The sequence below is a fragment of the Agrobacterium vitis genome, from assembly GCF_037039395.1.
Lineage (GTDB): Bacteria > Pseudomonadota > Alphaproteobacteria > Rhizobiales > Rhizobiaceae > Allorhizobium > Allorhizobium vitis_E.
Genome location: NZ_CP146244.1, coordinates 513,988 through 525,931, shown reverse-complemented (window position 1 = coordinate 525,931; position 11,944 = coordinate 513,988). Strand labels below are relative to the sequence as shown.

10 protein-coding genes are annotated in these 11,944 nt (G+C 57.7%); 3 read left to right on the top strand and 7 right to left on the bottom strand.

What is annotated here, in order from left to right; genetic code table 11:
• The first annotated feature begins 227 nt into the window (after window positions 1-227).
• From V6582_RS23775 to V6582_RS23765, 3 genes are all read left to right on the top strand, one after another.
• Entirely contained in the window at window positions 228-953 is a 726-nt protein-coding gene (locus V6582_RS23775) for a response regulator transcription factor (RefSeq protein WP_156630422.1), read from the top strand.
• The gene (locus tag V6582_RS23770; protein ID WP_156630423.1) at window positions 946-2,316 is read left to right on the top strand and encodes an ATP-binding protein; all 1,371 of its coding nucleotides are present in this window, start codon (window positions 946-948) and stop codon (window positions 2,314-2,316) included. Before V6582_RS23775 ends, V6582_RS23770 begins: the two co-directional genes overlap by 8 nt.
• Before the next feature lie 122 nt (window positions 2,317-2,438).
• Entirely contained in the window at window positions 2,439-3,530 is a 1,092-nt protein-coding gene (locus tag V6582_RS23765; RefSeq protein ID WP_349508847.1) for an IS5 family transposase, read from the top strand.
• A gap of 228 nt (window positions 3,531-3,758) precedes the next feature.
• Here the strand turns inward: V6582_RS23765 and V6582_RS23760 are convergent, their stop codons facing one another.
• The 7 genes from V6582_RS23760 to V6582_RS23730 form a co-directional block, all read right to left on the bottom strand.
• Window positions 3,759-4,838 (bottom strand): LLM class flavin-dependent oxidoreductase, encoded by a 1,080-nt coding sequence (locus V6582_RS23760; RefSeq protein ID WP_156633088.1) that lies wholly within the window; start codon window positions 4,836-4,838, stop codon window positions 3,759-3,761.
• Window positions 4,839-4,880: 42 nt separating this feature from the next.
• Complete coding sequence (locus tag V6582_RS23755) at window positions 4,881-5,816, bottom strand: ABC transporter substrate-binding protein (RefSeq protein WP_156633090.1); 936 nt, start codon at window positions 5,814-5,816, stop codon at window positions 4,881-4,883.
• A 58-nt stretch (window positions 5,817-5,874) separates the two neighbouring features.
• Window positions 5,875-6,813, bottom strand: a complete 939-nt coding sequence (locus V6582_RS23750) for an ABC transporter substrate-binding protein (protein ID WP_156633092.1) — start codon at window positions 6,811-6,813, stop codon at window positions 5,875-5,877.
• Between the two features lie 53 nt (window positions 6,814-6,866).
• The gene (locus V6582_RS23745; protein ID WP_156633095.1) at window positions 6,867-8,630 is read right to left on the bottom strand and encodes an amino acid ABC transporter permease/ATP-binding protein; all 1,764 of its coding nucleotides are present in this window, start codon (window positions 8,628-8,630) and stop codon (window positions 6,867-6,869) included.
• Between the two features lie 74 nt (window positions 8,631-8,704).
• Window positions 8,705-9,259, bottom strand: coding sequence for a GNAT family N-acetyltransferase (locus V6582_RS23740; protein ID WP_156633097.1), 555 nt, complete (start codon window positions 9,257-9,259; stop codon window positions 8,705-8,707).
• Window positions 9,260-9,262: 3 nt separating this feature from the next.
• Complete coding sequence (locus tag V6582_RS23735; protein WP_156633098.1) at window positions 9,263-10,474, bottom strand: M20 aminoacylase family protein; 1,212 nt, start codon at window positions 10,472-10,474, stop codon at window positions 9,263-9,265.
• Window positions 10,475-10,595: 121 nt separating this feature from the next.
• The gene (locus tag V6582_RS23730) at window positions 10,596-11,939 is read right to left on the bottom strand and encodes an LLM class flavin-dependent oxidoreductase (protein ID WP_156633100.1); all 1,344 of its coding nucleotides are present in this window, start codon (window positions 11,937-11,939) and stop codon (window positions 10,596-10,598) included.
• Between the last annotated feature and the right edge of the window lie 5 nt (window positions 11,940-11,944).

The following is an 11,944-nucleotide window of genomic DNA, read 5'->3' as shown; positions in this document are numbered from 1 at the left end:
ATTAAGTCGTCCGAAGCCGGATACGATTATGCTAAGAGTCTGTTCAAGAATTGATGCTGGCCTGGCGAAAATGGTGATTTCGAGAACTGGAACGGAGCGTACTTAAGTACGTGAGGACCGGAAGCGCAGAAATTGCCATTTGCAGACGGCCAGCGGCGATTATTGGATAGACTGTAAGAGAGTGCCTTGAAGGCGAAGTTACTCTTATAAGCGACAGTGGATAAGCGATGTCAGATGCGCCAAAGATCCTGATTGTAGAAGATGACGAGCAGATCGCCGGCATGGTCCGCGATAGCCTCAACGAGCAAGGAATGCTTGTCGAGGTCGCTGCTGATAGCGCCGCCATGGACGCCAAGATGCGCGTACTGGAATTCGATCTCGTCGTACTCGATGTGATGCTGCCTGGAGAAGACGGGTTTAGCATCTGCCGGCGGCTTCGAGGCAGTAGCGATATACCCATCCTGATGCTGACCTCGGTGAGCAGCGATATCGACCGTGTCGTCGGCCTGGAAATCGGCGCTGACGACTATGTCACAAAGCCTTTCGTTCTCCGGGAATTGACGGCGCGGATCAAAGGCCTTCTCAGGCGCTCCAGAGCGACCTCCCAGCGGCCAGACAGTTTACGGAAAAGCTTTTTCCGCTTCGATGGCTGGCAGGTCGATCCTGCCCGGCGGCAGATTCACGATCCAAGCCACGCGCGTGTTGCGATGACCACCCATGAATTCGATCTGCTGCTGGCCTTCTGCCAAAATCCTGGACGCGTGCTGACCAGGGAGCAATTGCTGAGCGCGACCCATGCTGGCCTGGCAGGGCCGATTGAACGCAGCATTGATGTTCATATCAGCCGCTTGCGACAGAAAATCGAAAAAGACCCGCGAGATCCGGCGCTTTTGAAAACGGTTCGCTTGGGTGGCTATGTCTTCACTGCCGCCGTGGAAGAGGTTCATGTCTAGGAATTTCCGCGCGCTACCAAGAACCCTTCGCGGCCAAATCACCGTTATCATCCTCCTGGCATTGGTCACTGTCATCGTAACAGGCAGGACATTGGAAAATGTTGCGAAGAATGATTATGCCATTCCCAATCTGGAAAGCACGGCCACACAAGTCAGGACACTCGCGCTGCTTTTGGCCAAGGCCTCTCCTGACGAACGCACCTCCATTCTGACCAACGCGCAACACGCAGGCTTGGAGGTCTCGCTTGCACCGATATCGCTGGCTGAGCAGTTCAAGACCTCCCCGGAGTTCCAGGGCTTTGCCGAGACCGTCGTCGATTTTCTGTTTCCGCCTGAGGGAGAACCGCCCCTTGGCGGCTGGCGGGCGTTTCTGGATGGTCGTCGTGTGTTTGCCGAGAAAGTTGATGACCAGACAATGGTTGTATTTTTCGGTCTTCCCGATACCATCCTGACGACTTCGTTTCTTAGCCAAACGACATATTACTTCATCGCCGTGGTCGTCCTGATCGCTTTTTTCTTTGCCTTTGCGATCAGGGCGGTGACCGAACCGATAAAGAGAATATCCGAGGCGGCGATAAAGTCGGATATCAACAATAGCTCCCAGATCTTCGAGGAACGCGGCACGGTCGAGATCCTGTCGCTGGCCCGCGCCCTGAACGGGATGCGAAACCGTATTCGCATCATGGTGGATGGCCGGACCCGAATGCTGCGGGGGATTAGCCATGATGTTCGCACGCCCTTGACGCGGCTGAGACTACGCTCGGAGCGCATGGAGGCCGGCGCTTTGCGGGAGGCCCTGCTGGCGGATATCGACCATATCGATGATCTTCTGACCGAAAGCCTGAATTACCTGCGTGACGATTTTGCAAACGAAGGCATTGAACGCGTTGATGTTGCAAGCATCCTGCAAACCGTTTGCAGTGACTTTTCAGACATCGGCTTCGATGTCGAATATCAGGGGCCAAACAAGCTGATCGCCAATTGCCGACCGCTCTCAATCATGCGGGCAGTCACCAACCTTTGCGACAATGCAACAAAGTTTGGAAAAACCGTCCTCGTTAAACTCCAGGTCAATGGCACGGTTTTTTCGATCCTGGTCATCGATGACGGACCGGGCATTCCCAAAGATCTCAGAGAAAAGGTTTTCGAACCGTTTTTCAAAGGAGATGCGTCGCGTAGCAAAAGCGCCGGTTTTGGCCTCGGTCTGTCGATTGTCGCAGATATAGCCCATGCCCATCAGAGCAAAGTTACCCTGCTGTCCAACCATCCGACGGGCCTGATTGTCCAGATCGACATACCCCAACTTGCGCTTTACAGCGACGTGGGTTTTATAAAACGCACAAAGGACGCTGTAACACTATAGATCTGTTGCATAATTTCTCCTGAAATCGATGCCGATTTAAGGAATTGGACACCTCTAAAAACCTCCCCATTTTCCGCGTTTCATGATTCAATCCGGCCAGTGTGATTTTCTGGGAGCGGATGATGCGTGGGCAACCGGGCTTTTGGGATTTGGATGATCGTTACGAACGGCTGAGTGCCGTCGGCGATCCGCTGGAGAAGCTCAACAGCATCATTCCATGGGCGATATTTGAAAAACCTTTAGCGAAGGCGCTGAAGCGGTCCGACGGATCGAAGGGTGGACGTCCACCATTTCCGTCGGTTCTGATGTTTAAAATCCTGGTGCTGCAAGCGCTTTATAATCTCTCCGACGACCAAGCAGAGTTTGTTATCCAGGACCGGCTGTCGTTTATGCGTTTCCTTGGCCTTTCCCTTTCGCAGAAGGTGCCGGATGCCAAGACGATCTGGCTGTTCCGAGAGAGTTTGGTGCGTGCAGGTGCCATTGATAATCTGTTTGCCCGTTTCGACAAGCATCTCTCACGTTCCGGATATCTGGCCAAAGGCGGGCAGATCGTTGACGCCACGATCATCCAGGCTCCCAAGCAACATAACAGCCAGGACGAGAAAGACGCGATCAAGGCCGGCGAAATCCCTGAGGACTGGAAGGATAAACCCGCCAGGCTGGCCCAGAAGGACCGCGACGCGCGATGGACAGTGAAGTATTCCAAGGCGAAACGGCCAACGGAGACGCCGACGTCGACGACGACTGGCCAGCACGATATTGCCATTCCAATGTTTGGTTACAAAAACCATGCAGGCATCGACCGAGCCCATGGCTTTATCCGGGGATGGACGGTGACGAGTGCGAGCGCCCATGACGGAGCCCAGCTTCGAAACGTAGTGACCAAAGACAATACCGCGTCGACGGTCTGGGCCGATACGGCCTATCGCTCCAAGACCAACGAGGAATGGTTGCAGGACAATGGCCTAAAGTCCGACATCCATCAGAAGAAGCCAAAGGGCAAACCCATGCCGGAGGCGATGTCGCGCGCCAACGGCCGTCGTTCGAAGGTCCGCTCCGCCATCGAACATGTCTTTGCGCGGCAGAAGGACAAGATGAAGCTCTTCGTGCGCACCATCGGAATCAGCCGAGCGAGGGTGAAGATCGGCATGGCCAATATCACCTACAACATGCTTCGCTATGTCTGGCTGACTGGAAAACCACGGACCGCATAACGCGCAGCTGGCCGGAAGGCCGAAATGCATGCCGCAGATGCGGCAATCATCACAAAAAATGGGCGATCATCCGCGCGAGTTCATCGCGGAAATACATCCACGGCACCATCTTGCCAACTGCGACCGGTAAATCGAGGTGTCCAATTATGCAGTAGGGACGCGTGAGATGTGCGATACGGAATATTATTGGAAATGACCCGTCTTACCGCATGGTGAAGGGGCTTTACCTCAATGGGCCTGGCGTGCGCTCCACGTATGACTGTGGTCCAGCGCGGAGCCAAGCGCTTGAGTGCCATCTTCATTGCGAGCTTGCCATCCCAGTTGCGGGGCGATTTTGGTGGTGAAATCCTGTAGGATCTGCCGGTATTCGTCCTGCTCGAACTCATAGGGCAGTTCCAGACGCAACTCCGTCACCTCGCTCAAGATCGGGTCGGCATGGAGCCATTCGAGAATATCGTCAGAACTGCCAACCAGATCACGCGGGAAAAGCGTGCGGCGCTCTCCATTCGGATGCAGCGTTCGCTCCAGACGCCCGGCGGCAAAATCGAGATATTTGCGCCGGGTCGGCGCGTCGGCGCTATCGAGCGGTACGATCACCCGGCCCAGCGCCACCCGGCTGGCACCCCCGCCTGCTGCGCGGTACAGACTGAGTTGCCGGGCCTGCGCCTCATAGAAATTGTCGGTATCCTCGCCGGACGTGACATTGCCGATTAGCAGGTTGAGACCGTTGCTCCCCGCCCATCTGGCCGAAGCGATGGAACCGCCACCATACCAGATCCGGTCGATCAACCCTTTCGCATGCGGTTGCAGCCTGGGGCGCTGCGGACCGAACGGCGTTTTCAGCCTTGTATCTTCGCCACCAAGATAGTCGCTGCGCAGATTGTCGATCAAGCGCAGAACACGGTTATGGGAAAAATCATAGGTCGTCCAATCGCCATCGAACACCTTCTTGCCGATCAGTTCAAGATGGGCGGGCAGGCCAGCGCTGACGCCGATATTCAACCGGCCAGCGGACAGTACATCGCCAAGCGCCAGATCTTCCGCCAGCCGGAAAGGACTTTCATAGCCCAGCGGAATGACCGCCGTACCAATCTCGATCCGGCGGGTCCGCTGACTGGCGGCGGCCAGGAAAACAGCGGCAGAGGAAATGCCCGGCTCCAGATGGCGATGGCGCACCCAGGCCGAGTCGAAGCCGAGGTGTTCGGCGAATTCGAACAGGTTCAGCGTCGTTTCAAGGCCGGATAATGGGTCCGTTTCCGGATAGTTACCCGGGATCAGGAAACCGATGTGATTGATCGCAATGGCCATAGAGCGGTCCTTTTATGCGGGAGAAATGATCATCGGGAGTCTTCAATAGCTTGGCAGACCGGGCGGATTGACCTGCGATTGCGTCAGGGCTTCATGGGAAAGACCCCAGCGCGATAATGCTGCCTGGTATATCCCGCCAGCAATCAGATCGTTGATGGCAACGGTGATCGGTTCTGCCAGACCGCTCCCCTTGCGGGTGGTTACACCGACATCCGCCGTCAACGGCCAGCCAGCATTGACGGTGCCCACCAGCCGCTTGCGGTGCAGCGTTGCCGCCTGCCAGGCCTGCATGGCGTTGGGTCCGAAATTGGCGTCGGCCCGGCCCGATTGCAACGCCAGATCGGCGGCGGCCTCGTCATCGTAATACTGCAATTCCAGCGGTTTCAGGCCGTTTGCCCTGTTCTGCTTGTCCCATTCCAGAAGAATGCGCTCCTGGATCGTGCCGGAGGCGACGATGATCCGCAAACCGGCGACATCCTTCTGCTCCCTCAGCACCGTGATCGGGCTGTCGTTCTTGACGTAAAAACCGTGCATCCCATGCCGATAGGTGGAGAAATCGAATTTCTGCTTGCGTTGCTCGGTGACACCGACATTGGAGATAACCGCATCATATTTGCCAGAGGCAAGTCCCAGCGGCCAATCCGCCCAGGCAACCGAAACGAGGTCCAGCTTCAGACCAAGGCTTTCCGCCACCAGAAGGGCAAGATCGGGATCGAAGCCGATCACCGTGCTGGCGTCGGTTGCATAGGCCGCAATCGGCAGCGAACCGACCGCAACGGCAACCGTCAGGGTTCCAGGGGAGACGAATTTATAATTCGCCGGAAGGGCCGCTACGGCCTTTGCATCCTGCTCCGCATGCAGGCGGCCCGGCTGTTGTGGCGAAAGATCGAAGGGTTCAGCCGAAACCGGCAAAACTGCTTGCAGAAAGAACATCAAGGCGGCAAAAACTTGGCTTGCCCGCCGCTTGGCATGGTCCATGGAAACCTCCTGAAAAAATGTGGGGCGGATTGGCCGTCCGCCCCAAGGTTGCATGAGGTTACGAACCGCTCTTTGGCAGTCCGGGCGGATTGGTGCGGCTTTCCGGAATGGCTTCCGCCGTCAGGTTCCAGCGCTTCAGCACTTCGCCATATTTGCCGTTTTTGATCAGTGCGTTGGTGGCAATGGTCAAGGCATCGGCAAGCCCCGCATCCTTGCGGGTCACGGTGGCGATATCCGCCGTCAGCGGCCAGCCGCCATTGACATTGCCGACCAGCCGCGTGTTGCCCTTGATCAGCGCCCCATAGGCCTGGCTGGCATTGGTGTTGAACCGCACATCGGCACGTCCCGACTGAAGCGCCAGATCGCTGGCGGCGCTATCCTCGTAATATTGCACCTCGATCGGCTTCAGGCCGGCGGCGACGTTCTGGCGATCCCAGTCGAGAATGATTTTTTCCTGGTTGGTGCCCGATGAGGTAATCAGCTTCAGACCCGCTACATCCTTCGGCTCCTTGATTTCGGTAATCGGGCTGTTCTTGGTGACGTAAAAGCCCAAAAGGTCGCGGCGATAGGTGGAGAAATCATATTTCTCCTTGCGCTGCTCCGTGACGGTGACATTGCTGATGACAGCATCATATTTGCCAGAAGCGATGCCAAGCGGCCAATCCGCCCAGGCCACCGGGACAATTTCAAGCTCCAATCCCAACGAATCCGCCAGCAATTGGGCAAGATCCGGGTCCGCTCCAACGATCGTCTTGGCATCGGATGCATAGGTTACGACCGGCGGATCGAAAGGGCTGACAGCCACCGTGAATTTGCCTGGCGTCGTGAATTTGAACCCGGGCTTGATCGCTGCAATCGCCGCCTCGTTTTTCTCGGCCCGCACCCGGTTCGATATATCCGGGCTAAGATCGAATTTGTCGGCAGCCAAGGTGCTGTCTGCGGCCAATGCCGTGAATGCCGCCAGTGCCAGGCCCGGCAGGATTTTCCGAAATGTCATGCTGCTCTCCAGTCAGAAATGGGGTTGATGGGGTTGAGTTTCAGTGCGGGCGCTCACAGCACCTTGGCCAGGAATTCCTGGGTGCGCGGGTGAGCGGCATGGCTGAAGATCCGTTCCGGGGTATCGACATCAAGCACGCGTCCGCCTTCCATGAAGACGACCGTATCGGCGACTTCACGGGCAAAGCCGATTTCATGGGTGACGATTACCAGCGTCGTACCGGTGCGCGCCAGTTCCTTGATCACATCAAGCACTTCCCCCACCAGTTCAGGGTCGAGCGCCGAGGTCGGCTCGTCGAACAGCAGAACCTTGGGCTTCAGCGCCAGCGCCCGTGCAATCGCCACACGCTGCTGCTGGCCGCCGGACAATTGCCGGGGATAGGCATGGATCTTGTCGCTGAGGCCGACACGGGCCAGCAGGTCCTGGGCCAGCAGAATGGCCTCGTCGCGCGGTAGGCCAAGCACAGCAATCGGCGCTTCGATCAGGTTTTCGAGCACGGTCAGATGCGGGAAGAGATTGAAGCTCTGGAACACCATGCCGATCTCGACGCGGCGTTTCAGGATGTCCTTCTCCTTCAACTCGTAAAGCACATTGCCGCGCCTGTTATAGCCGACCAGTTCGCCATCGACCGAGATGAAGCCGTGATCGACACGCTCGAGATGGTTGATGCTGCGCAAAAGCGTCGATTTGCCGGAGCCCGAAGGGCCAAGAATCGCCGTGACGCTTCCGGCTTTCAAGGTAAGATCGACACCATCCAGAACCTTGAGATGACCGAAGCTCTTCGACACATTCTGGATGCGCACCAGGCCGCCCTGGCGAAGCGCTGTCAAATCCTTCAGGGCAGATCGGCGTTTGGCCGCCACCGCTGGCACCGTCGTTCCTCTACGCCCGAAAAACCCACGGAATGGCAGGGGCTTCGGATTGCGCAGGGCGCCCTTGGAAAAATGCCGCTCGATATAGTGCTGGGCGACGAAAAGCACCGTCATGATCACCAGATACCAGGCCGTAGCGACCATCAGCAGCGGAATGACTTCCAGATTGCGGCGATAGATGACCTGCACGGTATAGAACAATTCCGGCAGCGCCAGCACATAGACAATGGACGTGGCTTTGGCCAGGCCGATAATCTCATTGAAACCGGTCGGCAGGATGCTACGCATCGCTTGCGGCAGGACGATTCTGAAGGCCTGACGACGGCGCGGCAGGCCAAGGGCAGCCGCCGCCTCCAACTGGCCCTGATCGACCGAGAGAATGCCGCCACGAACAATCTCGGCAAAGAAAGCCGACTGGTTGAGCGTCAACCCGATAAAGGCAGCGGCAAACGGTGTCAGCAATTTGACGGTCGGATAATCCACCAGCACTTGCCCGGTAAAAGGTACGGCAATGTGAATGGTTTCGTAGAGATAACCGAGATTGTTCAGCACCAGCAGCAGCACGATCATCGGGATGGAGCGCAGCAGCCAGATATAGCCCCAGGACAGGCCAGACAGCAGCGGCGAGCGCGATACCCGCGCCAGTGCCAGCGCCGTTCCCAAAACCGAGCCGCTAATGGTGGCCAGCACGGTCAGCAACAGGGTCCGGCCAAGCCCGGCCAGAACCGGCTCCGCGAAGAACCATTGCGCAAACACACTCCAGCCCCAGCGCGGATTGGTGAAGATTGAATAAAGCGCGGCAATGATGACGACCGCCGCAAATACCGTGCCGAAGACGCGGGCGGGATAGCGGGCAGGAACGACCTTCAACCGCGAAAGGTCATGGGGTTGATCGCTGGCGACATCCACATGCCGGATGCCTGGAAAGTCCGAAGTGAGAGCCATGGCGCCGTCCTTTCTAAAGGAATTGGGTCTGGAGGAATTGGGCTGGAGCGGTTGAGCTGAAAGGTCGAGAAGGACTATGCCGAGACCGCGCGGCGCTCCGGGCGAAGCTGCGGCTTTTCATTGCCCAAGGCGAGACGGCGGATATCCTTCTCGAAGGGCAGTGTCCGATGGATTTCGGGATCGACCGCCGGATCGAACAGGGCGCTATAGCCATTCGTCAGGTAGAGCCCAACCGCCTCCGGCTGGCGAAAACCGGTGGTGAGATAGATCCGTCCATAGCCCTGCCGGGCCGCCTGGATTTCCAGTTCTGCCAGCACGATGCGTGCGAGGCCCTGACGCCGATAATCGGGATGGGTCCAGATGCGTTTGAACTCGGCAGTGGTCTCGTCATAGAACTTGAAAGCACCGCCGCTGATCGGCTGGCCATCGCGCAGCAGCAGCAGGAAATTGCCGAACGGTGGCTGAAAGGCTTCCGCAGGATAACGGTTGATTTCCGCTACCGCGCCTTCCGCGCTGAAAAACGTTCCGTAGCGGCCGTCATATTCACGGATCAGATCGTCGATCAGCGGCTTGGCCAAGGGATCGAGCGGAGAGGTGTAAACGAAGGTATCGGTCATGGCGGTACACATCCTCTAGATAATCGTGGTCGAGGCCGGGGACGACAGGTAGCTCTCCACCAGCCGCACCCAGTAGTGAGCGGCGGGCAGAATGATCTCGTCGTTGAAGTCGTAGGAAGCACTGTGCAGTGGGGCGCTATCGCCATTGCCGACGAACAGATAGCTGCCGGGCCGCGCTTGCAGCAGAAAAGCAAAGTCCTCGCTTGCGGTGCGCGGCTTGAAATCGGCAATCACCTTGTCGTCACCGAAAGTTTGCAGCGCCACCTGGCGGGCAAAGGCGGTTTCATCGGCATGATTGAGAACGGGCGGAAAACCGAAGCGATAATCGACCTCCGCCCGCGCCCCGAAGCTTTCGGCCTGGGCACGCGCCAGTACCGGAATGCGTTCGCTGAGCTGCTGCCGGATGGCTTCGCTGAACGTGCGCACCGTCAGCTTCAGCTCGACGCTTTCAGGAATGACATTGGACGCCGAACCGCCATGGATCGAGCCGACGGTAATCACCGCCATTTCGCGCGGATCGACATTGCGCGATACGATGCTTTGCAGGGCAGTGATCAGCGAGGCCGACGCCAGCACCGGATCGACGCCGCGATGCGGTTCCGCCCCATGGCCGCCCTTGCCGATTACGGTAATATGGACCTGATCGACGGAGGCCATGGCCGGACCCGGCACGAAGCCGAAATGACCGGCGGGAACATCCGGCCAATTGTGCAGACCAAACACCGCATCGACGGGAAAGCGCTCGAACAGGCCCTCGGCCAGCAATTTCTTCGCGCCCGCGCCGATCTCTTCGGCGGGCTGAAAAATCAGCCGCACCGTGCCATCGAATTCACTCGTCTCGGCCAGATAGCGGGCCGCCGCAACCAGGATGGCGGTATGCCCGTCATGGCCGCAGGCATGCATGACGCCTTTGGCGCGGCTGGCATAGGCAAGCCCTGTCGCTTCGTGAATGGGCAAGGCGTCCATATCGGCGCGAAGACCGATGACACGGCCGCCACTCCCCTTTTTCAGGCTGGCGACAATACCCGTTCCGGCAATCCCATGCTCCACCTGATAGCCAAAGGAGGCCAGATAGGAGACGACCAGATTGCTGGTGCGCTTTTCTTGAAAAGCCAATTCCGGATTTTGATGGAGTTCCCGCCGGAAGGCGATGATATCATCCAGATAGGCACGGATTTTCCTTAGCCCCCGGTCTTGCACCAGGGGGCTGTCAATGGCGATGTTCATGGTTGCTTTCAGCCGATGCGTTTAGAGCATTCCCAGCAAAAGTGCAGTGCGGTTTTGCGTCCGGAAATGCGTTAAAAAAGAGGTAGAGTATTCATGCGTTTCCAGGAAACGCGGGAATGCTCTAGCTGGCTGCCCTTGTTGTCTGATCGTCTGATTTCGAGGCATAGCGGCTTTCACGGAAGGGCAGACCGAGATGATCTCGCAACGTGTCACCCTGGAAATTGCGATCAAAATAGCCCCGCGCTTCAAGGCGTGGCAGCACATGGGCGACAAAGTCATCCAACCCTTCCGTGATGACCGGAAAGCCCAGGATGAACCCATCGGCGGCACCGCCATCGACCCAGCGAATGATCTCATCAGCGATCCGGCCCGGTGTGCCGACAAAGGTGCTGCGGGGCGTTGCGGCTTCCAGCGCCACTTCGCGCAAGGTCTGGCCCTTTTCCCTGGCGCCTTTCTTGATCTTGTCGGTGGTGGAGCGGAAACTGTTTTTGCCGAGATCGCCAAGCTCCGGGAAAGGCTCATCCAGCGGATACTGGCGGAAATCATGATGATCGAAGAACCGGCCCAAAAACAGCAATGCTTCTTCAATCGTCACCAAAGCGCTGATTGCCCGATATTTTTCATCCGCTTCTTCCTGCGTTGCGCCAACAATCGGCCCGATACCGGGGAAAATCAGCACATCGCTGGCGCTACGGCCTTGGGCAATGGCGCTCTGTTTGACCTGCTTGGCAAAGACCTGCCCTTCTTCGAAACTTGCGCCATTGGTAAAGACCGCATCGGCATGTTTGCCCGCCAGATGAATGCCGGAATCCGAGGAGCCAGCCTGAAACACCACCGGTTGACCCTGCCGGGAGCGGCCAATATTGAGCGGACCCTCGACGCGGAAGAAGCGGCCCTTATGGTCCAGCCGATGCAGCTTTTCCCGATCAAAGAACGCCCCCGTATCGCGGTTGCGCACGAAGGCGTCATCGTCCCAGCTGTCCCAAAGGCCCTTGACGACATCCAGATATTCCTCGGCAATCTGGTAGCGCAGCGAATGCTCGGGATGTTCACGACTGTAATTGCGACCGGAACCTTCCAGCGGCGTGGTCACCGCATTCCAACCGGCCCGTCCGCCGCTGATATGATCGATAGAGGCAAATTGCCGGGCGACGGTAAACGGGTCCGAATAGGAGGTGGAAATCGTCCCGACCAGCCCGATTTTTGAGGTGGATGCGGCGAGCGCGGAGAGAATGGCAATCGGCTCGAACCGGTTGAGAAAATGCGGAATGGAATGCTCGTTGATATACAGTCCGTCGGCGACGAAGGCGAAGGCGAGGCCAGCGGCTTCCGCCTTGCGGGCCGTCTCCACATAGAAGGGAAAGTTGACGCTGGCGTCAGCTGGCACGCCTGGGTGTTTCCAGGCATTCATGTGACCGCCCGGGCCGTGCAACATCACGCCAAAATTGATGGATTTCTTGCTCATGGGAA